This window comes from Kitasatospora sp. NPDC032121, from assembly GCF_055580145.1.
In genome coordinates this window covers 77,001-99,266 of the sequence record NZ_JBVILX010000001.1, presented here as the reverse complement: position 1 = coordinate 99,266, position 22,266 = coordinate 77,001, and the positions used below count along the sequence as shown (strand labels likewise).

The 22,266-nt window shown below is 73.8% G+C and carries 21 protein-coding genes and 1 pseudogene; 14 read left to right on the top strand and 8 right to left on the bottom strand.

The features are described from left to right. Positions 1-107: 107 nt before the first annotated feature. Both ACZ5OX_RS00395 and ACZ5OX_RS00390 read right to left on the bottom strand, forming a co-directional pair. Complete coding sequence (locus ACZ5OX_RS00395; RefSeq protein WP_465627816.1) at positions 108-674, bottom strand: hypothetical protein; 567 nt, start codon at positions 672-674, stop codon at positions 108-110. Continuing rightward, complete coding sequence (locus ACZ5OX_RS00390; protein WP_465628861.1) at positions 662-1,804, bottom strand: serine hydrolase domain-containing protein; 1,143 nt, start codon at positions 1,802-1,804, stop codon at positions 662-664. The genes ACZ5OX_RS00395 and ACZ5OX_RS00390 overlap by 13 nt, the downstream gene beginning before the upstream one ends. Positions 1,805-1,923: 119 nt before the next feature. Between ACZ5OX_RS00390 and ACZ5OX_RS00385 the strand changes: the two genes are divergently transcribed. Both ACZ5OX_RS00385 and ACZ5OX_RS00380 read left to right on the top strand, forming a co-directional pair. After that, a complete protein-coding gene (locus ACZ5OX_RS00385; protein WP_465627814.1) occupies positions 1,924-2,505 on the top strand; it encodes a DUF3885 domain-containing protein in 582 nt (193 codons plus the stop codon). Positions 2,506-2,718: 213 nt separating this feature from the next. Then, on the top strand, positions 2,719-3,552 hold the full coding sequence (locus ACZ5OX_RS00380) for a VWA domain-containing protein (RefSeq protein WP_465627812.1): 834 nt from the start codon (positions 2,719-2,721) through the stop codon (positions 3,550-3,552). A 63-nt stretch (positions 3,553-3,615) separates the two neighbouring features. On the opposite strand, the gene ACZ5OX_RS00375 is transcribed toward ACZ5OX_RS00380, so the two are convergent. After that, on the bottom strand, positions 3,616-3,942 hold the full coding sequence (locus ACZ5OX_RS00375) for a hypothetical protein (protein ID WP_465627810.1): 327 nt from the start codon (positions 3,940-3,942) through the stop codon (positions 3,616-3,618). Between the two features lie 211 nt (positions 3,943-4,153). On the opposite strand from ACZ5OX_RS00375, the gene ACZ5OX_RS00370 reads away from it, so the two are divergent. Then, positions 4,154-5,533 carry a pyridoxal-phosphate dependent enzyme gene (locus ACZ5OX_RS00370; protein ID WP_465627808.1) on the top strand — a complete coding sequence of 460 codons (1,380 nt, stop codon included), beginning with the start codon at positions 4,154-4,156 and terminating at the stop codon, positions 5,531-5,533. A gap of 111 nt (positions 5,534-5,644) precedes the next feature. Here the strand turns inward: ACZ5OX_RS00370 and ACZ5OX_RS00365 are convergent, their stop codons facing one another. Next, entirely contained in the window at positions 5,645-6,319 is a 675-nt protein-coding gene (locus ACZ5OX_RS00365; protein WP_465627806.1) for a TetR/AcrR family transcriptional regulator C-terminal domain-containing protein, read from the bottom strand. Between the two features lie 215 nt (positions 6,320-6,534). Between ACZ5OX_RS00365 and ACZ5OX_RS00360 the strand changes: the two genes are divergently transcribed. The 5 genes from ACZ5OX_RS00360 to ACZ5OX_RS00340 all read left to right on the top strand — a co-directional run bounded on the left by ACZ5OX_RS00360 (position 6,535) and on the right by ACZ5OX_RS00340 (position 11,075). Next, on the top strand, positions 6,535-7,557 hold the full coding sequence (locus ACZ5OX_RS00360; protein ID WP_465627805.1) for an ATP-binding cassette domain-containing protein: 1,023 nt from the start codon (positions 6,535-6,537) through the stop codon (positions 7,555-7,557). Then, complete coding sequence (locus ACZ5OX_RS00355) at positions 7,557-8,378, top strand: ABC transporter permease (RefSeq protein WP_465627803.1); 822 nt, start codon at positions 7,557-7,559, stop codon at positions 8,376-8,378. The genes ACZ5OX_RS00360 and ACZ5OX_RS00355 overlap by 1 nt, the downstream gene beginning before the upstream one ends. A gap of 78 nt (positions 8,379-8,456) precedes the next feature. Continuing rightward, positions 8,457-9,443: an aldo/keto reductase gene (locus ACZ5OX_RS00350; RefSeq protein WP_465627802.1), complete on the top strand. Its 987-nt coding sequence runs from the start codon at positions 8,457-8,459 to the stop codon at positions 9,441-9,443. 198 nt (positions 9,444-9,641) lie between these two features. Next, entirely contained in the window at positions 9,642-10,274 is a 633-nt protein-coding gene (locus ACZ5OX_RS00345) for a DUF4188 domain-containing protein (protein ID WP_465627801.1), read from the top strand. Positions 10,275-10,361: 87 nt separating this feature from the next. Then, on the top strand, positions 10,362-11,075 hold the full coding sequence (locus tag ACZ5OX_RS00340) for a C39 family peptidase (protein ID WP_465627800.1): 714 nt from the start codon (positions 10,362-10,364) through the stop codon (positions 11,073-11,075). A 16-nt stretch (positions 11,076-11,091) separates the two neighbouring features. On the opposite strand, the gene ACZ5OX_RS00335 is transcribed toward ACZ5OX_RS00340, so the two are convergent. Further along, a complete protein-coding gene (locus tag ACZ5OX_RS00335; RefSeq protein ID WP_465627799.1) occupies positions 11,092-11,943 on the bottom strand; it encodes an SCO6745 family protein in 852 nt (283 codons plus the stop codon). 265 nt (positions 11,944-12,208) lie between these two features. On the opposite strand from ACZ5OX_RS00335, the gene rpe reads away from it, so the two are divergent. The 3 genes from rpe (at position 12,209) to ACZ5OX_RS00320 (ending at position 15,906) form a co-directional block, all read left to right on the top strand. Next, positions 12,209-12,892, top strand: coding sequence for a ribulose-phosphate 3-epimerase (gene rpe / locus ACZ5OX_RS00330; RefSeq protein WP_392874914.1), 684 nt, complete (start codon positions 12,209-12,211; stop codon positions 12,890-12,892). Between the two features lie 150 nt (positions 12,893-13,042). After that, complete coding sequence (locus ACZ5OX_RS00325; RefSeq protein ID WP_465627798.1) at positions 13,043-14,002, top strand: pirin family protein; 960 nt, start codon at positions 13,043-13,045, stop codon at positions 14,000-14,002. Positions 14,003-14,463: 461 nt separating this feature from the next. Further along, entirely contained in the window at positions 14,464-15,906 is a 1,443-nt protein-coding gene (locus ACZ5OX_RS00320; RefSeq protein WP_465627797.1) for an MFS transporter, read from the top strand. Between the two features lie 240 nt (positions 15,907-16,146). Here the strand turns inward: ACZ5OX_RS00320 and ACZ5OX_RS00315 are convergent, their stop codons facing one another. Beyond that, positions 16,147-17,121: a M56 family metallopeptidase gene (locus tag ACZ5OX_RS00315; RefSeq protein WP_465627795.1), complete on the bottom strand. Its 975-nt coding sequence runs from the start codon at positions 17,119-17,121 to the stop codon at positions 16,147-16,149. Positions 17,122-17,131: 10 nt separating this feature from the next. After that, positions 17,132-17,512 carry a BlaI/MecI/CopY family transcriptional regulator gene (locus ACZ5OX_RS00310; RefSeq protein ID WP_465627793.1) on the bottom strand — a complete coding sequence of 127 codons (381 nt, stop codon included), beginning with the start codon at positions 17,510-17,512 and terminating at the stop codon, positions 17,132-17,134. Between the two features lie 220 nt (positions 17,513-17,732). Between ACZ5OX_RS00310 and ACZ5OX_RS00305 the strand changes: the two are divergent. Continuing rightward, a pseudogene (locus ACZ5OX_RS00305) lies at positions 17,733-17,894 on the top strand (ABC transporter ATP-binding protein); the annotation flags it as partial. A gap of 2 nt (positions 17,895-17,896) precedes the next feature. Beyond that, on the top strand, positions 17,897-20,449 hold the full coding sequence (locus ACZ5OX_RS00300) for an ABC transporter permease (RefSeq protein ID WP_465627791.1): 2,553 nt from the start codon (positions 17,897-17,899) through the stop codon (positions 20,447-20,449). A gap of 412 nt (positions 20,450-20,861) precedes the next feature. Here the strand turns inward: ACZ5OX_RS00300 and ACZ5OX_RS00295 are convergent, their stop codons facing one another. Next, positions 20,862-21,413: a Chromate resistance protein ChrB gene (locus ACZ5OX_RS00295; protein WP_465627789.1), complete on the bottom strand. Its 552-nt coding sequence runs from the start codon at positions 21,411-21,413 to the stop codon at positions 20,862-20,864. A gap of 81 nt (positions 21,414-21,494) precedes the next feature. Between ACZ5OX_RS00295 and ACZ5OX_RS00290 the strand changes: the two genes are divergently transcribed. Next, positions 21,495-22,136: a DedA family protein gene (locus tag ACZ5OX_RS00290; RefSeq protein ID WP_465627787.1), complete on the top strand. Its 642-nt coding sequence runs from the start codon at positions 21,495-21,497 to the stop codon at positions 22,134-22,136. The last annotated feature ends 130 nt before the right edge of the window (positions 22,137-22,266 follow it).

The following is a 22,266-nucleotide window of genomic DNA, read 5'->3' as shown; positions in this document are numbered from 1 at the left end:
GCGGGCCGTTCCGCACAGGGGACGGAACGGCCCGCCGCCGCGAGCCCGAAGAGCGGCCCGCCGCCGCGAGCCCGAAGCGCGGCCCGCCGCCAGTTCGAGGACCGGCCCTACCGTCCGGCGGCGCCCCAGCCGTCGTCGGGGAGCGAGCGGTCCGGCTCGGGGCAGTCGACGTGCTCGAAGCCCCACAGCACCGCCTTGTACAGCACCCACTCCGGAAGCGGCGGCTGGTCGTAGCCGTCGCGGTCGGTGAGCACCAGCTCCACCCGGACCTCCTCGGCCGGCGAGAACTCCAGGTTCCGCTGGCCCGGGAGGTTCTCGTACGTCACCGTCCGCCAGCCGTGGCCGGTGGCGGTCAGCGCCGCCATCAGGTCGGCCTCGCCGACGTGGGTGTCGAGCGTCACCGAACCGCCGTCCGGCAGCGGGAGGTCGAGCTCGCCGTGCCAGACCGGCAGGGACAGCGAGCGGAGCCGGCGGCAGCGGCAGAACACCGTCTGGACGTCGCCCCAGCCGAAGGCGTGCGGCCAGCGGTCGCCGCGGTGGATGCCGCCGCCGTCCCACGGATCGCCGTAGCGGGCGGCGAGTTCGGGCAGCGAGGCGCCGTAGCGCAGCTCGCCGATGCCGCCGGTGGTGGCCAGAGCGGTGACGAGCGGGAGGAAGCCGGTCAGTCCAGGCACCCGCGCACCGCCTCGATCAGGCGGTTCGCCCGGGCATCGCCGTGACCGATCATCCGGTTGGCGACGTAGCCGAAGCCGACGCCGAACTCGTCGTCCCCGAAGGCGAACTGGCCGCCGGCGCCGTCGTTGCCGAAGCTGCGCGCCCCGAGCAGCGGGCGGAAGGCGGGGGAGTCGAGCAGCAGGCCGGAGCCCCAGCGGGCACCCATGTCGAAGCCCAGGAAGCCCGCGCCGGAGGAGACTTCGCGCACCGCGTCGGTCACGGTGTCGTGCGCGAGCAGGCGGGGCGAGCCGTCCAGGCCGGTGGCCGCCGCCGCGTAGAGGCCCGCCAGGCCGGTGGCGGAGGCGACGGCGCCCGCGCCGGGCAGCTCGATCGCGTGCAGGGCCGGGTCGTTCCAGCCGTGCGGCACGTCCAGGCCGGGGAAGACCAGCGCGCCGTTCATGGTGACGATCCGGGTGAGCAGGTGCTCGGGGCTGGGCATCGGGCGGCGGCCCTCGGCCTCGACCAGCCGGGCCAGGCGCGGGAGTTCGCTCTCCGGCAGGCCGATCCAGACGGGCAGCCCGAGCGGCTCGGCGATCTCCTTGCGCAGGAACGCGCCCGGCGTCAGCCCGGTGATCCGGCGGATCACCTCGCCGACCGCGAAGCCGAACACGTGGCCGTGGTACTCGTGGGTCGTGCCCGGCTCCCAGAGCGGCTGCTGCGCCTCGACCGCCCGGATCACCGGATCCCAGGCGGCGACCTCCTCGAAGGAGAGCACCGCGTCCAGCGCCGGGAGGCCGGCGCGGTGGCCGAGGATCATCCGGGTGGTGACGGCCTCCTTGCCGTGGCGGGCGAACTCCGGCCAGTAGCGGGCGACCGGCGCGTCCAGGTCGAGCCGGCCCTGCTGGGCGAGCAGGTGCGCGCAGATGCTCACCGGGCCCTTGGCGCAGGAGAACACCGGGACGACGGTGTCCCGCGTCCAGGCCCGGCCGGTGCGGTCGTCGGCCGTGCCGCCCCACAGCTCGACCACCTTCCGGCCACCCGCGAACACGGTGACGGCGGCGCCCAGTTCGGGGAACTCGGCGAAGTTGGCGGCGAAGACGTCCGCGACGGCGCCGAAGCGCTCGTCGGCCCAGCCGTGGTGCTGCTGCATGGTGGGGTGCCCCGTTCTGTCCTCAAGATCCACCGAACCACGCTACGGGAGCCGGGCGGTCGTGACGAGAGGATTTCACCAGGCCGGGGCCGCTGGGGCGGATGTGGCACACTCGCCCGGTGAAGCGGGGCAGGAACCGGGTGGACCGCGAGGAACTGACGGCGCTCTGGGAGCGGCGGTGGCCCGGCGTGGAGCCCGTCGGGTACGAGATCGGCACCCGGACGCGGGACGTCTGGGTGCGCTTCCACAGCCTGCCGCAGTCCAAGCGGTACCCCGACGACGAGCGCGAGTACGCGATCGTCCTGGAGCGCCACAACACCGTGCTGGACGAGCTGTTCGCCGGTTCCGAGGTGTACGTCCTCACACCGCGGTGGAGCGGCCGGACGAGCGTGCCCCGGATGCGCCGGGACGCGAAGCACTGGCGCACGTGGCTCCAGGCGGACGACCCGGGGCCGGAGTTCCGCACCTACTGCCACGTGTTCGTGGAGCGGCGCCGGTGGCGGCGCGGCGAGCTGGACCGGCTGCTGCGCCGGGTCGCCGACGAGCGGGAGGGCGGGGTGATCGTCACCGACACCGGCATGCGGCGGCTCTACCACCCGTACGACGGCGGCGCGGACGTCTACCTGACCACGGCGGAGGAGCGCGACCGGCTGAAGGAGCGGCATGCCGACTGGCTCTCGCGGCACCCCGGCGGTTGGTGAGCGGCGCTCCCGGCCGGTGCGGACCCGGCCGGTGCGGACCCGGCCGACGCGCACCGGCCGGTGCGGGCCCGGCCGGTGCGGGCCCGGCCGGTGCGGGGCCGGCCCGCGCGAGGGCTTGCCGCCGTCCGGGTTCGCCCCACAGAGTGTCCGGAGCGCGTTGACGATCACGCGCCCCGGCAGTCCGGCTGCCGCACTGAGCAAGGGAGCGAGCCCATGGCCGTCAGTCTGAGCAAGGTCGAGCAGAGCGCGCCCGCGTTGGTGAGCCTCTACAAGACGGCCGGCGCCTCGGTGGAACGGCGCGGGCTGAGCGGTCAGCGCCTCGCGGTGTACCTGGTGATCGACTACTCCGGCTCGATGAGGCCCTACTACAAGGACGGCAGCGTCCAGGCACTCGCCGACCGGGTCCTGGGCCTGTCCGCCCACCTGGACGACGACGGGAGCGTGCCGGTCGTCTTCTTCTCCACCGAGGTCGACGCCCAGGCCGAGATAGCCCTGGCCGACCACGAGGGCTGGATCGACCGGATCGTCGCGAGCCTCGGCCACATGGGCAAGACCAGCTACCACCTGGCGATGGAGGCGGTGGTCCGGCACTACCGCGCGAGCGGCTCCACGGCGCCGGCCCTCGTCCTGTTCCAGACGGACGGCGGGCCGATCAACAAGAGGGCGGCGGAGGTGGGCCTGTGCGAGGCGGCGAAGCTGCCGATCTTCTGGCAGTTCATCGGCTTCGGTGACCCGGGCAGCCGGCAGTTCGACTTCCTGCGCAAGCTCACCGGGCTCGCGGTTCCGGAGATGCGCCCCATCGACAACGCGGGCTTCGTCCACCTGGGGCGTGATCCCCGGAAGGTCTCCGACCGGGACCTGTACGACCTGCTGCTCGCCGACGTCCCCGCCTGGCTCGCGGCAGCCCGGGCCCAGGGCATCGCGCCCCAGGGCCCGGCGGTGCGGCCGCCGGCCGAGCCGGTGGCCGAGCCGGCTCCGGAGCCGCCGCAGCGCCGGGGCCTCTGGGCCGCGCTGACCGCGTGGCTGGGGCGGCGAAGGGGCGCGTGAGCCCGGCTGCCGGGGTCCGCGCTCGGCGCCGCCGCGAGCGCGGTCGCGGGACCGGTCGCGGGCTCAGTCGAGGACGGGCTCGAAGAGGGGAAGGAAGTTGATCACCGCCTCCTCGTACGGGTGGACGGCACGGACGGCTCGCAGCACGGCGGCGGCCCGGTCCTGGTCGCAGACGGACTCCACGCGGACCTCCGGGGCCGTCTGGACGACACCCGCCGTGCCCTGGTAGGGCTGGGCGTCGGGCGAGGGCAGCCAACTGCCGGTGATGCGCCAGACGCTGGTGCAGCGGACGTACTCGCCGACCCGGCCCGCACCGGCCGTGTGGAGGGCCTCGAGGACCTGGTCGAGATGGCTCTCGGGGACGGATGTCTCGATCTTCAGACGCGTCATGCCGGGACTCTAGCGATCGCCACGGGCCGCGCCGCCCACGCGCCGAGCGCCACGGGCCTCGCCGCCCACGCGCCGAGGGGCGCGAATGCGCCTCCTCGCGCCCTCCGTGCTCCTCGGACCGTGTTTCGGCCGGATGAGCAGGGTGCCAGCGCCGTCTACCGACCCGCCGGGCTGGGCAGGCTCGGGCGGACAGCACCAGTGAAGGAGTCGGATGATGACCGCAGTGCACGAATCCGTCCTCGACGCGATCGGCGGCACGCCGCTGTTCCGCCTCGCCCGGCTCGGCGCCGGGATCGCCGCGCCGATCTACGCCAAGGCCGAGTTCCTCAACATCGGCGGCAGCGTCAAGGACCGCGCCGCGCTGTCCATGATCCTGGCCGCCGAGCGGGACGGTCTGCTGAAGCCGGGTGGGACGATCATCGAGGCGACCTCCGGGAACACCGGCATCGGCCTGGCGATCGTCGGCCGGCAGCGCGGGTACCGGGTGATCGCCGGGGTGGCGGACAAGTCGGCGCCCGAGAAGGCGGACATCCTGCGGGCGTACGGCGCGGAGGTGGTGCTCGCCCCGACGGCGGTGCCGCAGGAGGACCCGAGGCACCTGTTCAAGGTGATGGAGCGGCTGACCGAGGAGATCCCCGGGGCCTGGCTCGCCAACCAGTACGACAACCTGGCCAACCCCGACGCCCATGTCCGGACCACCGGTCCCGAGATCTGGGAGCAGACCGGCGGCCGGGTGACCCACTTCGTCGCGGGCGTCGGCACCGGCGGCACCATCACGGGTACGGGCGCCCACCTGAAGGAGGTGTCCGGCGGCTCGGTGACGGTGGTCGGCGCGGACCCGGAGTCCTCCTCGTACGGGGGCGGGGACGGCAGCCCGTGGTACGTCGAGAGCATCGGGCACTACCTGCACCCGGAGACCGTCGAGGACCGCTGGCCGCAGGCCTACCGGTCGGAGGTGGTCGACTCCTACGAGCGGATCCCGGACCGCGAGTCGCTGCTGACGGCGCGCCGGCTCGCGCGCGAGGAGGGCCTCCTGGCCGGGCCGTCCTCCGGGACGGCGGTGGCGGCCGCGCTGCGGGTGGCGCGGGAGCTGGGCCCGGACGACCTGGTGGTCGTGCTGCTGCCGGACTCGGGGCGCTCGTACCTGTCCAAGGTGCACAGTGACGCCTGGATGCGGGGGTGGGGCTTCCTGGAGGACGCGGACGGGCTGCGGCCGCTGCTGGAGGCCGCCCGCCCGCTGGTGACGGTCGACGCCGACGCGACCGTCGGCGAGGCGGTGGAGGCGGTGCGGGAGGCACCGGGCGGCGTCGCCCCGGCGGTGCTGGCGCGGGCGGAGCGCCCGTTCGGGGTGAGCGCGACCGAGGTGGTCGGCTCGGTGTCCCGGGAGGTGCTGACGGCGGCGCTCGCGGACGGCGCGGCCAAGCCGGGCGACCCGCTGGGCGCGCTGCTCGGCCCGGCGCTGCCGACGGTCGGCGTCGGGCAGTCGGCGGCCGAGGCACGGGCGGCGCTGACGGGCGGGCGGCCGGCGGTGCTGGTGCTGGTGGACGGCCGGGTGGCGGGGCTGCTCCCCAGGGAGGACCTCGCGGGCTGACGGAGCGTCAGGGCGACGGGTCCGGGGGTAGCTTGCCGGGCCCCCGCGGGATGGCTGGGCGTCAGGGTGGCGGGGCCGCTCCCCGGGGGCTCTCGCGGGATGGCCGATGTATCAGTTGTCGCCCGTCGGCGTCAGGATGGCGGGGATCACTCGGGCCAGGGCGCGCTCGAACGCCCGGTCCGGGTCGGCCGGCGGGCCCGCGGCGGCGAAGGCCTGTGCCAGGTGCGGGTACTCGCCGCTCGCCGCCGCCTGGCCGAGGTAACCGGCCAGCTCGGCCTGCCACTTGGCGCCGGCTGCCGCCGTCCGCTCGTACTGTGCGAACTGGCCGATGAAGCCGTTGAACAGGGCCATCGCCTCCAGTCGGGAGCCCCCGTCGAGGCCGGTGGGGGCGGTGATGGCGAGGAAGCGGTCGGTGTAGCGCAGGGCGTTGGGGCCGATGCCCGGGCGGGCCAGCACCAGTGCGGGCAGCCACGGGTGGCGGCGGCAGATGTCGAGCTGCTGGTGGGCGAGGTCGGCGAGGTCGGCCCGGACGTCGCCGCTCGGCGCGGGCGGGAAGCGGTACTCGGCGGCGACCGCGTCGAGCATCAGGTCGAGCAGGTGCTCCTTCTTCGGCACGTAGTTGTAGAGCGACATGGTGCCCGCGCCGAGTGCCGCCGCGACCCGCCGCATGGAGACCGCGTCCAGGCCCTCGGCGTCGGCGATCCCGATGGCCGCGGCGGCGATCGAGGCCCGGCTGTGGGCCGGGCGCGGGCCGCGGCCGGTGCGCTCGGGGCGCAGCCAGATCACCTCGGGGGCCTCGGGGGGCGTGGGCCTGCTCGATGGCGCGGGGCCGCTGGGCGGCGTGGGTCCGCTCGATGGCGCTGCGCTGCTCGACGGCGTGGACTCGCTGGACGGCACTGGAAGATCACCTCGGTTCCCCATCTTAGATACGTACGGCGTACGTAGTACGATGGCGCTCGCGCGCGCTTCTACGTACGCTGTACCTAGAGAAGGGCAGAGCCATGTCCGACACCACCCGACCCGCCATCGAGATGGCGGGCGTGGCGAAACGCTTCGGCGCCACCGAGGCCCTGCGCGGCCTCGACCTCGCCGTCCCGGCCGGCACCGTCTGTGGCCTGCTCGGCCCCAACGGCGCCGGCAAGACCACCGCCGTGCGCGTCCTCGCCACCCTGGTCGCCCCCGACCGCGGCACCGCCAGGGTCGCCGGACACGACGTCGTCCGCGCCGCCGAGGAGGTCCGCCGCGTCATCGGCCTCGCCGGGCAGCACGCCGCCGTCGACGAGGGCGTCACCGGCCGCGACAACCTCCGGCTGTTCGGCCGGCTGCACCACCTCGGTGCTCGCCGGGCCCGGGAGCGCGCCGACGAACTGCTCACCCGCTTCGGCCTCGCCGACGCCGCCGACCGGCTCGTGCGCACCTACTCCGGCGGCATGCGCCGACGCCTCGACCTCGTCGCCAGCCTGGTCACCAGCCCGTCCGTGCTCTTCCTGGACGAGCCCACCACCGGACTCGACCCGCGCAGCCGGCAGGCGATCTGGGACACCGTCAAGGAGTTGGCGGACGGCGGCACCACCGTGCTGCTCACCACCCAGTACCTGGAGGAGGCCGACCGGCTCGCCGACGACATCGTGGTGGTCGACCACGGCGCCGCCATCGCCACCGGCCCGCCCGACCGGCTCAAGGCCGCGATCGGCAGCCAGGTCGCCGTCACCCTGGCCGATCCGGCGCAACTCGCCGCCACCGCCGTGGTGTTGTCCTCGATGACCGGCGGCGACGCGCGGGTGGACGTCGCCGAGCGGACCGTCACGGTGCTGACGATGCCCGGAGTGTCCGTCCTGCTGCCCTCGCTGGTACGGGAGTTGGACGGCGCCGGGGTCGTCGCCGAGGACGTCGCGGTGCGCACGCCCTCACTGGACGACGTGTTCCTCGCGCTCACCCAGGAGTCCGCGGACGCCCGGGAGTTCGCGGGTACCCGGGAGTCGGCGGGCACCCGGGAGTCCGCGGACGCCGGGAGGGCCGCCTGATGGCCGTCGTGTACGCCGCCGCGGCGCGGCCCTCCGCCCTCGGCCGGCTCGCCTCCGGCACCTGGACCTCGATGCTCCGCGTCCTGCTCAACTACCGCCACTCGCCCGGGCTGTTGGCCGCCTCGCTGGGCGTCCCGGTGGTGATGGTGGTGGTCTTCGGGTACGTCCTCGGCAGCGCCATGCGGGTGCCCGGGGGCGGCGACTACCGGGAGTTCCTGATGCCCGGCCTGTTCGCCATGGTGGCCACCAACGGCGTCATGCCCACCATGGTCGGCGCCGCCCGCGACGTCGGGCGCGGGGTCACCGACCGGCTGCGCTCCATGCCCGTCTCCCGCACCGGACTGCTGCTCGGGCAGACCCTCGCCGACCTGCTGGTCAGCGTGGTCGTCCTGGCGCTGCTGGCCGGGGTCGGGCTCGCCGCCGGCTGGCGCGCCCGGCACGGACTCGCCGACGCGGCAGGGGCGTTCGCCCTGCTGTTGCTCTTCCGCTTCGTGATGACCTGGGTCGGCACACTGCTCGGACTGGCCGTCGGCAAGGAGGAGGCGGCCGGCCAGCTGTCCGTCGCGGTCTTCCCGCTGGCGATGGTCACCAACGCCTACGTGCCGACCGGCGGCATGCCCGGCTGGCTGCGGTTCCTCGCCGACTGGAACCCGGTCAGCTCCGTCGTCCAGGCCTGCCGGGAGCTGTTCGGCAACCCCTCGGCGGCCGGCACCGCCTGGCCGACGCAGCACGCCCTCCTCGCCGCGCTGCTCTGGAGCTCCGTACTGCTCGCGGCCTGCATGCCGCTCGCCGTAAGGAAGTTCGCCACCCACGGGCGGTGATCCCTCCGCGGGCGGTGATCCGCCGCGTCCGGTGGAATCCGCTGGACACCGGGGCCGGTGCGACGGAAGGTGGGCGCCATGGAGTACACCCACCTCGGCCGCACCGGCCTGACCGTCTCCCGCCTCTGCCTCGGCACCATGAACTTCGGCCCCCACACCGAGGAGGCCGAGGCCCATCGCCTCATGGACACCGCCCACGAGCGCGGCATCAACTTCTTCGACACCGCCAACAGTTACGGCCGCGACAGCGAGGGCCGACTGCGGGGCCGCACGGAGGAGATCATCGGCCGCTGGTTCGCCAAGGGCGGTGGCCGCCGCGAGCGCACCGTCCTCGCCACCAAGGCCTACGCCGACATGAGCGACTGGCCCAACGAGGGCAAGCTCTCCGCGCTCGCCATCCGCAAGGCCGTCGAGGCCAGCCTGCGCCGCCTGCAGACCGACCACATCGACCTGTACCAGATGCACCACATCGACCGGGCCACGCCGTGGGAGGAGATCTGGCAGGCGATGGAGGTCCTGGTCGCCCAGGGCAAGATCATCTACGTCGGCTCCAGCAACTTCGCCGGCTGGCACATCGCCCAGGCCCAGGAGGCCGCCCGTTCCAGGAACTTCCTCGGCCTGGTCAGCGAGCAGTCCCTCTACAACCTGCTCGACCGGGCGATCGAGCTCGAGGTCATCCCCGCCCTGCAGCACTACGGCCTCGGGCTGATCCCGTGGTCCCCGCTGCGCAGCGGCCTGCTCGGCGGCGTCCTGCGCAAGGAACGCGAGGGCACCCGCGACCGCAGCGCCATGCCGTACGTCAGTGAACTCCTCGCCAGGCACCGCGACCGCATCCAGGCCTACGAGGACTTCGCCGACGAACTCGGCGCCGACCCCGCCGCCCTCGCCCTCGCCTGGCTCCTCTCCCGCCCCGCCGTCACCGCCCCGATCGTCGGCCCCCGCACCCCGGCCCACCTCGACGCCGCCATCGGCGCGCTCGACCTCGAGCTCGACCGGAAGACCCTCGACCGCCTCGACGAACTCTTCCCGGGCCACAAGCCCGCCCCGGAGGACTACGCCTGGTAGGCCGCCGCACAGGCCGGCCCCGGCCCCCGCCCTTCGCGGGGGCCGGGGCCCCGGTGCGTCCGGAGGGGCCGGCCCGGGTTCGGCACCATCGGTGGTGGGGAGTGCCAACTGCCCAGCGCAGTAGCCGAATTGTGAGGGCGGCGAGCCTTGACCGGGGCGTCCGGCGCTGATGTAGTCACCGCTTGTACGGGCAAGGGGATGGGGGAGGAACAGTTGGCCTTGTTCGCCAAACCACAGCGGGGCATCACCACGGCGGCAGCCACCGGCGACACCGTGGTGCTGCTGATCGGCATGCGGATCAACCGGTTCTGGGCCGTGCACCACTGGGGCCCGGTGATGTTCGCGATGCTCCGGATGTTGTACGAGCTGCGCCGCGCCCCCGAGCGCGGCCTGCGCGGCCGCGTCCTGCTGACCGCCTCGCCGCGCACCTACTACGTCGTCCAGTACTGGGAGTCGAAGGAGAAGCTGTACGGCTACGCGCACGCGCCGGACGGCTTCCACCACACCGTGTGGGGCATCGCCAACCGCAAGCTGCGGGACGGCAAGGTGCGCGGGCACGTCGGGATCTGGCACGAGACGTACATCGCGCCGCCGGGCGGGTACGAGTCGATCTACCTCGACATGCCGCTGTTCGGGCTGGCCGGTGCCACCGGCTCGCTGCCGGTGGAGGCGCGCGGGCGGCACGCGGCGCAGCGGCTGGCCTACCGGGAGCCGGCGTCGGCGCCGACACCGGAGCCGCAGCCGCAGCCGGGCCCGCAGTCGCAGCCGGAGCCACAGTCGGAGTCGGAGTCGCAGCCGGTGCCAGTTGCGGGGCCCGAGTCCGGCGTCTGAGTCCTGGGCCCGAGTCCTGGGCCCGACTCCGGCGGCCCCGGGAGTGTCGCGGGTCGCCCGGCCGTCGGGCCGTGAGAGCGTCGGGGGATGGTGGATCGGGGCGACGCGCGGCCGCAGGCGCCGGCGCGGTCGGTGCGGGTGGTGCACGAGGTGCCGTACCACGCGCAGTGGGAGTCGGCGGAGCTGGTGCGGGAGATCGTCGACGGGCGGCTGGACGCGTCCGCCGACCCGCGCTGGGGGCAGTCCGGTGCGGCCACCGCGGAGGAGTACGCGTGGTGGTCCTGGCGGCTGTGCGGGGTGGCCTGCCTGCGGATGGCGCTGGCGCACTGGTGGGGCATGGCCCCGGCGGCGGTGGCGCTCGCGGGCGAGTGCCTGGCGGCCGGCGCGTACCTGCGGGACGGCGACAGCCTGCACGGGCTGATCCACGCGCCGTTCGCCGCGTACGTCCGGCAGCGCTGGGGACTGGCCGCGCAGGCAAGGGAGTTGACGCCCGGGGAGGTGTCGGCCGAGGTGGCCGGCGGCGCGCTGGTGATGGTCTCGGTGCACCCGTCGATCCGGGAGCCGTACGGGCCCGAGCCGGTGCGGCGCGGCGGGCACCTGGTGCTGGCGGTGGGCGCCACGGACACGGCGCTGCTGGTCCACAACCCCTCGGGGTTCCCGGGGGAGTCGCAGGCCTTCGCGCGCGTGCCGTGGCGGTCGTTCGGCCGGTTCTACGCCGGGCGGGGGATCGTGCTCGGCCCGCCCTGTGGCGAGGCCCAGGGGCGGCTCCGGGACCCGCTCCGGGCGTCGATCGCGCCCTGATCGCGCGGGCCGGTCGTCACTGGTTGTCCGGCAGCCCCATCGGGTTGATCGGCAGCTCGCCGCGACAGAGCGCCGAGATCGGCTTCAACGCCGCCGCCAGCCGGTCGAGTTCGGCGCGCGGGTAGTCGTTCCAGACCCGGGCGGCGGCCAGGTCGGTGGCGGCCTCCAGGGCCTGGTGGCGGGTCCGGCCGAGTTCGGTGACCGTCCCCTCGGCGGTCAGCCAGCCGCGCTCGACCAGGCGCGCGGCGGCCGCCTCCCACTCGGCGTCGGTCCACCCGCGCAGCGGCTGGATCATCTCGCGCCGCATGTCCATCGCGCAGCGGACCACCAGGGCCTCGCAGCCGTCCAGCCCGGCCGTCACCAGCGCGGCCACATGGCCGTCGCCGCGGTGCTCGCGCATCACGGTGGCGGCCTGCCAGAGCCGCTCGTACAGGCCGCTCGGGCGGGGGAGCGCGGCGTTGGCGGCGGCCAGCACCCGGCCGGCGCAGTCCAGCCGGGCGGCGGCCTGCTCCAGGGTCTCGGCGACCAGCTCGACCTGCTCCCGGTCCACGTGCTCCAGCAGCCGGCCCAGGATCGCCGCCGAGGCCTTCAGTCGGGCGGTGAGCGCCTCCTCCGGGCTCGCGTGGCCCCACACCTCCGGCAGGGCCCGTTCGACCATCGCCGGGGCGAAGTTGAAGAACGCGGCGGTCACCGGCGGGGCGTCCACCGCGCCGAGCGGGGCCGCTCGGGTGCCGAAGTAGCCGTGCAGGCGGCCGTGCAGACCGGCCTCCTCGAAGGCGGTGCGGCCCTCGGGCAGGAAGTAGGTGACGGCGTGCACCGGCTCGAAGAGCCACCACAGCGCGCGGGCGGGGTGGACGAGATCGGTCATCGGGGGACCTTCCTCGGACGGAGCCCCCGGCTGGGCCGGGGCGCTCGGCTGGTCGGGACGGCCCGGCGGGAGCCGCGGCGGGTCGTGGCCCGTTCCAGGGCTGATGACCACGGTGACGGCCCCGGTAACCCCGCGAGGGGTGTGATGACGGTCACGCGGGGGTCACCGTGTGCGGTCGGGGGCGGTGCGGCGCGGGATGATGGGACGAGGTGCCCGCTCCGGGGGTGCCCAGCCCTCGCAAGCCCTCGTACGAAGGTAGTCGGTCATGGCCCAGATCAACCCCAGCATCCTGTCCGCGGACTTCGCCCGGCTCGCCGACGAGGCCGAGGCCGTCCGGGGTTCCGACTGGCTGCACGTGGACGTCATGGACAACCACTTCGTGCCCAACCTCACCCTCGGCGTCCCGGTGGTCGAGTCCCTCGCCCGCGCCACCGACATCCCGCTCGACCTCCACCTGATGATCGAGGACCCGGACCGCTGGGCCCCGCAGTACGTCGAGGCCGGCGCCGGCTCGGTCACCTTCCACGTCGAGGCCGCAGCCGCGCCCGTCCGGCTCGCCCGCGAGATCCGCGCCAAGGGCGCCCGCGCCTCGATGGCGCTCAAGCCGGGCACCCCGATCGAGCCGTACGAGGACTTGCTGCCCGAGCTCGACATGGTGCTGATCATGACCGTCGAGCCCGGCTTCGGTGGCCAGGCCTTCCTGGACATCATGCTGCCGAAGATCCGCCGCACCCGGGAGCTGATCGCCAAGCACGACCTCGAACTGTGGCTCCAGGTGGACGGCGGCGTCGCGGCGAGCACGATCGAGCGCTGCGCGGAGGCCGGCGCGGACGTGTTCGTGGCCGGCTCGGCGGTGTACGGGGCCGAGGACCCGGCCGCGGCGGTGCGCAACCTGCGGGAGCGCGCCGACAAGGCGTCGGCCGAGGCCTGGTGGGCCTGCGGGCACTGAGCCGGCGGCCGTCCGGCGGTGCCGCGCCCTCGCGGGCGGGGGGCCGCCGGATGGCCGGGCACGGGTGGAGGAACGTCGCACCGTGACGCATGATCGGTGACGATGCCCCCGGGGGCCGCCCGGACCCTCTCGTACGGTGGTGGAACCGCGATGAGCAACCTCGACCTCCAGCCCACCCCGACCGTCTGCGGCCGCGAGGCCGGCACCGGACCAGTGAAGGATCTGCTGACGGCGCGTCAGGTCCCGCTCGGCGCAAGCACGGTGGTCCGCCGCCTGCTGCCCAACCTCGGCCGCCGGATGGTCGGGGCCTGGTGCTTCGTCGACCACTACGGCCCCGAGGACATCGCCGACGAGCCCGGCATGCAGGTCCCGCCGCACCCCCACATGGGCCTCCAGACGGTCAGCTGGCTCCACCAGGGCGAGGTGCTGCACCGCGACAGCCTCGGCAGCCTCCAGACCGTCCGGCCGTACGAACTGGGCCTGATGACCTCCGGCCGGGCGATCTCGCACTCCGAGGAGTCCCCCCGCCCGCACGCCCGTCACCTGCACGGCGCCCAGCTCTGGGTCGCCCTCCCGGAGGCCGGCCGGCACGTCGCCCCCGCCTTCGAGCACCACCCCGACCTGCCCGTGGTCACCGCCCCGGGCCTGCGCGCCACCGTCATCCTCGGCACCCTCGACACCGCCACCTCGCCGGGCACCACCCACACCCCGCTGGTCGGCGCCGACCTCGCCCTCGCCGGGGGCGCGGACCTCCGCCTCCCGCTCGTCCCCGACTTCGAGTACGCCGTCCTCGCCATGTCCGGCCGGGTCGACGTCGACGGCGTCCCGGTCGAGCCCGGCTCCATGCTCTACCTCGGCTGCGGCCGCCCCGACCTCCCCCTGCGGGCCGACGCCGACGCGGCCGTCCTCCTCCTCGGCGGCGAGCCCTTCGACGAGAAGATCGTCATGTGGTGGAACTTCATCGGCCGCACCGGCGAGGAGATCGCACAGGCGCGAACGGATTGGGAGAAGGGTTCCCGGTTCGGTGAGGTGCACGGCTACGACGGTGCGCGGCTGGCCGCCCCGGAGCTGCCGTCGATTCCGTTGAAGTCGCGCGGACGGGTGCGCTGACCTGCGGAAACGCTGGGCCCGCATTCCGCCCGTGTGCACCGAGGGCCTCGTCGCCTGTGGTGGACGGCACGCGGCGTGTGCGGCGCCGTACACGAAGTCGACATGGCGCCGCACACGACACGATCGCTCCTCGGCCGCGGCCCGGACCAGCGGATTCAGCGCCACGGGCTGGACCACGGCAGATCACTGACGCTGGGGTCGGATCTCGTGTGCGGTTCAGTGCGCCCGAAGGGGCGCTGCCCAGTGGTCGCCGCCGGTCAGGTACGGCCAGGGGTGTCGGCGCGCCTGAAAGGTGGACCACCGGGAGGAGCGTGCGAAGTCGTCCCACCATCGTCGATTACCCCTAGGGGGTAAGGGAAGGGGCCGTTGCATCGCGCCAATGTCCTTGCCAGAGATACCCAGTGGGGGTATGTTCCTCGACGTTGCCCGGTGATACCCCACCCCCGTATAGGAGTCTGGCTGTGTCGGACGTCAGTGCACCTCCCTCACCGCGCCGCTGGACGGCGCTCGGCCTGATCGCGCTCGCCCAGTTCATGGTGATCATGGACACCTCGATCATCGGCGTGGCGCTGCCGAAGATGCAGACCGCGCTCGGCTTCTCGCCGGAGAACCTGTCCTGGGTCTTCAACGCCTACGTCGTCGCCTTCGGCGGCTTACTGCTGCTCGGGGGTCGCCTGTCCGACCTCCTCGGCGCCAAGCGGCTGTTCGCGGCCGGCTGGGTCGTCCTCGGGATCGGCTCCCTGGTGGCGGGGCTCGCCGGCACCGCGTGGGTCGAACTCGCCGGCCGCGCCCTCCAGGGCGCCGGCTCCGCGCTGATCGCGCCCTCCGCACTCACCCTGCTGATGATGCTCTTCGGCAGCAGGCCGCAGGAGTTGGGCAAGGCGCTCGCCCTGTACGGCGCCGCGGCCCCGGCCGGCGGCACGGCCGGGGTGTTCCTCGGCGGCGTCATCACCCAGTACCTGAGCTGGGAGTGGGTGTTCTTCGTCAACGTCCCGGTCGCGCTCGCGGTGCTGGCCCTCGCGCCCGGCGTCATGCCCGCGGCCGCCGCCCGCCGGGGCTCGGTCGACTGGCTCGGTGCGATCACCGTCACCGCCGGCCTCGCCATCTCCGTCTACGCCATCGTCCGTGCCCCGGAGACCGGTTGGGGCTCGGCGAGCACCTGGCTCGTCCTCGCCGCCGGCGTCCTGTTGATTGCCGCCTTCGTCGGTATCCAGGCCCGGCGCCGCGAGCCGCTGATGCGTCTGGGCATCTGGCGCAGCCCCAACCTCGCCGGCGCCAACCTCGCCCAGTTCCTGATGGCCGCCGCGTGGATCCCGATGTGGTTCTTCCTCAACCTCTACCTGCAGCAGGTGCTCGGACTGAAGGCCTTCGCCTCCGGCGCGGCGCTGCTGCCGATGACCGCCGCGATCATGGTGATGATGATCGTGCTGGCGCCGAAGCTCATCGCCCGCTTCGGGCCCAAGCCGCTGATCGTCACCGGACTGGCCGCCCTCGCCGGCGGGATGCTCTGGCTCTCCTTCGCCCGCCCGGACGGCAGCTTCGTGGTCGACGTCCTGCCCGCCTCGCTGCTCGCCGCGGTCGGCATGTCGCTGGCCTTCATCCCCTCGCTCGGCACGGCGCTCTCCAGCGCCCGCCCGGAGGAGGGCGGTCTCGCCTCCGGCATCGTCAACACCGGCTACCAGGTGGGCTCCGCGCTCGGCCTGGCCGCGATGACCGCCGTCGCCGCCGCCCACGGCTCCCGGGAGACCGGCGACGCGACCGCGCTCACCGACGGCTTCTCCGCCGCCTTCCTCGGAGCCGCCGCCATCGCCCTCGTCGGGGCGATCGCCTCGGCCGTCACCATCCGGAGCGGCAACGCTCCGGCGCCCGCCGAGGCGTCGGCGGAGCAGACCGCCGGGGGCTGACCGGCACCGAACAGCAGCAGCCCGTCGTCGACCAGGGGCCTCGCCTGTGGTCGGCGGCGGGCCTTGGCGCTGCCCGGGAGTGAACGGTGCTCGATGAGCCGATCGAAACGACGTCTGCCAGGCCGACTGCGCAGTGCCGGGATGCCTTGCGGCCCCCGCGCGCCGGGCAGCCGGGGCGGTGGGAAGAGCCGTGACCACGCCGGCGGAACACCGGGAGGCCGTCCCTCGCGCTGGGGCCCGTCAGCTGCGCGTGGCGGCGTTCTTGGCCAGCTCCAGGAGTGCTTCCAGGTCATGTGCGGCTTTGGCCGCGCACAGCGCGGTCGCCACTGTGAGACCCGCGAGTGCGGCGATGGACCACACGTGGCGGCGCGGGGCGGGGGCGAGCAGGGCGGTGACCCGGCGCGGTACGGGGCCGAGGCCGCTGGGGTGGGCACGGCCCAGGCTGTCGAGTCGGCCGAGGACGCCGAGGGCGGCGGCCGGAATCCAGCTGCGGGCGCGGGTGCGGCGAGCGGCGAGGGCGGCCTTGCCGACGGTGCGGGCGACCCGTTCGCGGTCGCCGATGATGGCGGCGGCGCTCTCGTCGGCCCAGCGTTCGACGGTGAAGGTGACGGTGTCGGCCAGCGGGCGCAACAGCGGGTTGGCGGCGGCGGCGAGCTGGGCGAAGGCGACGAACAGGTAGTGGTGGTGCGCGAGGTGGGCGCGCTCGTGGGCGAGCAGGATCTGGTGCTCGGCGGGGTCGAGGGCGTCCAGCATGCCGGTGGAGACCACGATGCGGCCGGGGAGTCCCGGTATGGCGTACGCCTCGGCGGCCGGGTCGTCGATGACGACGAGCTGGTCGCGGCCGGGCAGGCAGGCGGCCTCGCGTGCGGCCTCGGCCAGGGTGCGCGCACGCCGCCAGAGCATCCGACCGGCCAGCACGGCCACGGCAGTCAGCAGCACGCCGGCGAGCACGGCCATGGAGAACGACGCGGGGTCGTGGTGCTGGGCGGCGTACGGCGACCAGTGATCCTGGGCGAGCCGGGCGAGGAGGGGGATGCGGATCAGGCCGGTGATCGCGAGCATGCCGAGCACCGCCGTGCTTCCGGCGGCGAGCACCAGGGCGCCGACGGTCAGCAGCCAGGTAGCCAGGCGGGGCGGCAGCTTCTCGCCGGCCGGCCGGGCGATGAGCGCGGCGAGCAGCGGGAAGAGCAGTGGCAGGTAGACGGCGACGCGCACCCGGCCGAGCCTACTTTCCGCTGTCCAGGAGCTGCCGCAGGAAGTCCTCGTCGGTGTCGGAGAGCTCGTCGACGAAGCGGGCCAGGACCGCTTCGCGGTCGCTGCCGCCGTCCAGGACCCGGCGCATCGTGCGGGCGGCCAGCCCCGAGTCGTCGGCGAGGGCGGTGTAGGCGAAGGCCCGGCCGCGCTTGGCGCGGGTCAGCAGGCCCTTGTCGTGCATCCGGGTGAGGGCGGTGACGACGGTGGTGTAGGCGAGCCGGGCGTCGACCCGCTCCAGAACCTCGCCCGGCGTCAGCGCTTCGGGGGCCGCCTGTTGCAGGGCGGCCAGGACCGCCGCCTCCAGCTCGCCCCTGCCCCGACCCGTGGCTGTGGTGGGTTCGTGTACGCCCACGGACTTGGTCACCTCCCGCGCTATCTTCTACATTCCACGTAGAAGTTCTACGTTCTCGTAGAAGCTGCTGCCTGCCCAGAGTCTGCCATGCCCGCCGCGCCCGATGAGTGGTGGGGCAGCGAACCCAGGAGGACGTGCCGTGAGCACAGCAACGGCGGCGGGTGCCCCGCCCCAGGCCATCGCGGCTCGCGCCGAGGGCCTGACCAAGGCCTACGGCTCCGGCGAGACCCGCGTGGTCGCCCATGACCCGGTCGCCGCCTCCCACGCCGATCGCGTGCTGTTTCTCGCGGACGGCCGGATCGTCGACGAACTGCTCGACCCGACGGCCGATTCGGTGCTCGACCGGATGCGCCAGTTCGACGGTGCCGGACGGACCAGCTGACGATGATCAAGGCAAGCATCCGCAACTTCCTGGCCCACAAGGGCCGGATGGTGCTGTCCACCCTCGCCGTTCTGCTCGGCGTCGCGTTCGTCTCCGGCACCCTGGTGTTCTCCGACACCATCAACCAGGCCTTCACCAACATCGCCGGCTCGACCGCCGCCGACGTCACCGTCAAGCCCAAGCAGGCCTTCACCCCCGAGGTCGAGGACCGCGGCCTGTCCGGCGAGACCCCGACCCTGCCCGCCTCCGCCGTCGCCAAGGTCGCCGCCGTGCCCGGCGTCAAGGCCGCGCACGGCCAGGTCGGCCTGCAGAACCTCACCGTCGTCGACAAGGACAACAAGCCCGTCGGCCCCACCACCGGCGCCCCGACACTCGGCCAGAACTGGTACGACGACCCCCAGGTCCACCTCGCCCAGGGCCATGCCCCCACCAAGGCCGGCGAGATCGTCCTCGACCAGGCCAGCGCCCAGCACAAGAACATCCACCTCGGCGACCCGCTGCACCTGCTCACCCCCACCGGCTCCACCCCCGGCACCCTGGTCGGCATCGTCACCTTCAAGGCCGGCAACCCCGGCGTGACCATGGCCTACGTCGACACCGCCACCGCCCAGGCCCAACTGCTCGGCAAGCCCGACCAGTTCACCGGCATCACGGTCGACACCGCGCCCGGCACCAGCCGCACCACCGCCCAGACGGCGATCAAGGCCACGCTCGGCGAGGGCTACTCGGTCGCCACCAAGGAACAGCAGGCCGCCACCGCAGCCCAGCAGATCAGCTCCTTCCTCAGCGTCGTGACCATGGCCCTGCTCGGCTTCGCCGGACTGGCGGTGCTGGTCGGCATCTTCCTGATCCTCAACACCTTCTCCATGCTCGTCGCCCAGCGCACCCGCGAACTCGGGCTGTTGCGCGCCCTGGGCGCGGGGCGGGGGCAGGTGATGCGGTCGGTCCTCGTCGAGGCGCTGCTGCTCGGCGTCATCGGCTCCACCCTCGGCCTCGGTGCCGGCATCGGCCTGGCCGCCGGGCTCACATCGCTGATCTCCCGCTTCGGCGTCGACCTCTCCGGCACCGCCCTGGTCATCAACCCCGTCACCCCGGCCGCCGCCTACGCCGTCGGCGTGATCGTCACCCTGCTCGCCGCGTACCTCCCGGCCCGCCGTGCGGCCCGGATCTCCCCGATGGCCGCCCTGCGCGAAGCCGCCACCCCGGCCGCGCCGAGGCTCGGCCGCCGCACCGCGCTCGGTGCCGTGCTGCTCGCGGCGGGCCTGGGCCTGCTGTACGGCGCCGCCACCCACCACGCCACCATCATCACGGCGGGCGCCCTGCTCGGCGGCGGCATCGTGCTGTCGCTGCTCGCCCCGGTGGTGCTCGGCCCGGCGCTGTCGCGGGTGGTCGTGTACGGGCTGGGTGCGCCGTACCCGGCGGTCTTCGGCGCCGTGGGGCGGATGAGCCGGCTGAACGCCGTGCGCAACCCGCGCCGCACCGGGGCCACCGCGGGCGCGCTGATGATCAGCCTGTCCCTGGTCGGCGCGGTCGCCGTGCTGGCGGCCTCGCTCACCACCTCGGTGGACAAGGGCGTGGACAACACCTTCGGCGCCGACTACGTGCTCTCCGGCAACGGCGCCACACCGATCGGCCACGAGGTCAACGACCGAGTGAAGGCGATCCCCGGTGTGCAGGCCGTCACCCGGGAGCGCTACGCCGTGGCGCACTTGAACGGGTTCCAGCTGGTGCTCTCCGGTGTCGACGTCGCCACCGTCGACCAGGCCGTCAAGCCGCAGTACGTGCTGGGTTCGACGGCGGATGTCGCGGAGGGCAAGGTGATGGTTGACCAGACCACCGCCAACGCCGACCACCTCTCGGTGGGGTCGCAGGTCGAACTTCACTTCCTGAACGGCAACGTGGGCACCCTGACTGTCGGCGCGATCAGCAAGCCGCCGGCGGGCGCGGGCAAGGACGGCGGCAGCTGGGAGGTCTCCCTCGACACCCTGAACAAGTACGCGCCCGAGGCCCAGGACTTCGCCCTCTACCTCAACACCGCGCCCGGCGCCGACCGTTCGAAGGTCCAGAACGCCCTGGACACGGCCCTTGCGGGCTACCCGCAGGTGACGGTGCAGAGCCAGGCCGACTACAAGAAGTCGATCACCGGCCAGGTCGACACCATCCTCTACCTGGTCTACGCCCTGCTCGCCCTCGCGATCGTCATCGCGGTGCTCGGGGTGGTCAACACCCTTGCCCTGTCGGTGATCGAGCGCACTCGCGAGATCGGCCTACTGCGGGCCGTCGGCACCTCGCGGGGCCAGGTCGGCCGGATGGTCCGCCTGGAGTCCGTCCTGATCGCCGTGCACGGCGCGCTGCTCGGCCTCGGCCTCGGCCTGGCCTGGGGCATCGCCGGGCAGAAGGCCCTCGCCCTGTACGGGATCACCGCGCTCAGCATCCCGTGGGCCACCATCCTGACCATCCTCGTCGGCGCGGCCCTCGCCGGCCTCGCCGCGGCCGTCCTGCCCGCGATGAAGGCCGCCCGCACCCGGGTCCTGACCGCCATCGCCACCTCCTGAGCCGCTGGTCGGTCCCGCAACTCCCCGGAACGGGACCGACCAGCACCTGACCGCCGCCCGCCGACGGGCGCGCCCCCGAGCGCCCGTCGGCGGGCGGCGCCGTCATGCGATCCTGCGGCGACACCCGGGCCAAGCCCGCGCCCTGGTGTCGCCCCTGGCCGTCGTCGCGGCCTTCGCCGTCGCCGAGGTCGCCAGGAAGCTGGTCGCCGAGGCACGGCCCTGCTACGCGCTGCCGCACGACTGCTTCGTCGATTCCTGCCCAGCCCCGGCCGACTACGCCTTCCCAGCGGCTACTCCCTCACGGCCTTTGCTCCCGTAGCCGCCCTGTGGCCGGCCGACCGGCGCCTGTCAGTGATCGCCGCCGCGTTCCCGCAGGGCCCGTTCGTCGGTGGTCGTAGGCGCCGTCATGACGTCAGCTCTGGTGGAGAGCGGCGAAGACCCGCTCGGTGTAGTCCTCCAGCCGGGCCGTGCACTCCTTCAGGCGCCCGGTGGCCTGCCCGGCCTCCGGCGTGCCGAACACGTCCCTGGCCTGCAGGTCGCGGTGCCAGCGGCGCAGCCGTTCCAGGCTCTGCTCCTCCTCCTCAAGCTCGGCGAGGGTGAACTTGCCCTGGCGGATGTCCTTGTCCAGCTCGGCCTCGTACTTGACGCAGTCGGCCAGGAACTCCTGCCAGCCCTCCTGCCGGGCCGCGTCGAACACGGCCCGCAGTCGGGCGGCGTCGGCGGGTGTACGGCCGGCGGCCTCCAGCACCGTCGCCTCGCCTTCGGCCCGTTCGCTCAGCTCGACCGCGCGGGCGAGCCCGGCAGCGAACACCGGCACGTCCGGCATCGCCCACAGGCCCTGCCCGAGCGAGACCGCGCCGACCTTGCGCAGCTCCCGCCACACCGCCACCCGGTGCCGGGACGGATCGGCCGGAAGCCGCACCAGCAGCAGCAGCCACCGCACATCAGGGTCCTGAGTCGTCACACCATCGACAGTAACAGGCGTTACATTGGGAAGGGCAGGGGTGCTGACCCGGTGCTGACCCCCTGGGAGCGAGGTGGCCTGATGCACGCGATCACCGACTGGCTGGGCGGCCTGTCCGGCCCGGTCGTCTACGCGGTCGTCGCCGCCCTCGTCTACGCCGAGGACGCGCTCTTCGTCGGCTTCGTCATCCCCGGCGAAACCGCCGCCGTCCTCGGCGGGGTCCTCGCCCACCAGGGAAAGGTCTCCATCGGCTGGCTGATGCTCGCCGTGGTCGGCGCGGCCATCCTCGGCGACTCCACCGGCTACGAGATCGGCCACCGCGCCGGCCCGGCCATCCTCAACACCCGCCCGCTGCGGCGCCACAAGGACCGGATCGCCAAGGCCCAGGACCTGATCAGACGACGAGGACCGGCCGCCGTCTTCTTCGGCCGCTTCATCGCCTTCTTCCGCGCCATGATGCCCGCCCTGGCCGGCATCTCCCACATGCCCTACCGCCGCTTCCTGCTCTTCAACGCCCTCGGCGGCCTCACCTGGGGTGTCGGCTTCACCCTCCTCGGCTTCTTCGCCGGCGCCGCCTACACCCAGGTCGAGGGAGCCGTCGGCCGCGCCATCGCCATCCTGCTCGCAGCCGTCGTCGTCATCGCCCTCATGGTCTGGCACCTGCGCCGACGCAGAGCCGAGGGCCGGACCTCACGGCGCGGTGATCACGGCGAGGAGCAGTGAGCCTCCGAGGGAGCAGCTCACCCGCACGGGGTCCGGATCCCTGCCCTGATATCCGAAAGTCGGGCTGAGCCGGCCGAGCAGTGCGGCCTGATGACGCGCCGGCGTGGGGCCGGGCCTCCGGGTCGGACCG

Coding starts and splice junctions, on each gene's coding strand:
- ACZ5OX_RS00390 (WP_465628861.1), bottom strand. CDS start 1,804: ATGCAGCAGCACCACGGCTGGGCCGACGAGCGCTTCGGCGCCGTCGCG.
- ACZ5OX_RS00380 (WP_465627812.1), top strand. CDS start 2,719: ATGGCCGTCAGTCTGAGCAAGGTCGAGCAGAGCGCGCCCGCGTTGGTG.
- ACZ5OX_RS00375 (WP_465627810.1), bottom strand. CDS start 3,942: ATGACGCGTCTGAAGATCGAGACATCCGTCCCCGAGAGCCATCTCGAC.
- ACZ5OX_RS00370 (WP_465627808.1), top strand. CDS start 4,154: ATGATGACCGCAGTGCACGAATCCGTCCTCGACGCGATCGGCGGCACG.
- ACZ5OX_RS00360 (WP_465627805.1), top strand. CDS start 6,535: ATGTCCGACACCACCCGACCCGCCATCGAGATGGCGGGCGTGGCGAAA.
- ACZ5OX_RS00355 (WP_465627803.1), top strand. CDS start 7,557: ATGGCCGTCGTGTACGCCGCCGCGGCGCGGCCCTCCGCCCTCGGCCGG.
- ACZ5OX_RS00350 (WP_465627802.1), top strand. CDS start 8,457: ATGGAGTACACCCACCTCGGCCGCACCGGCCTGACCGTCTCCCGCCTC.
- ACZ5OX_RS00345 (WP_465627801.1), top strand. CDS start 9,642: ATGGGGGAGGAACAGTTGGCCTTGTTCGCCAAACCACAGCGGGGCATC.
- ACZ5OX_RS00340 (WP_465627800.1), top strand. CDS start 10,362: ATGGTGGATCGGGGCGACGCGCGGCCGCAGGCGCCGGCGCGGTCGGTG.
- ACZ5OX_RS00335 (WP_465627799.1), bottom strand. CDS start 11,943: ATGACCGATCTCGTCCACCCCGCCCGCGCGCTGTGGTGGCTCTTCGAG.
- rpe (WP_392874914.1), top strand. CDS start 12,209: ATGGCCCAGATCAACCCCAGCATCCTGTCCGCGGACTTCGCCCGGCTC.
- ACZ5OX_RS00325 (WP_465627798.1), top strand. CDS start 13,043: ATGAGCAACCTCGACCTCCAGCCCACCCCGACCGTCTGCGGCCGCGAG.
- ACZ5OX_RS00300 (WP_465627791.1), top strand. CDS start 17,897: ATGATCAAGGCAAGCATCCGCAACTTCCTGGCCCACAAGGGCCGGATG.
- ACZ5OX_RS00290 (WP_465627787.1), top strand. CDS start 21,495: ATGCACGCGATCACCGACTGGCTGGGCGGCCTGTCCGGCCCGGTCGTC.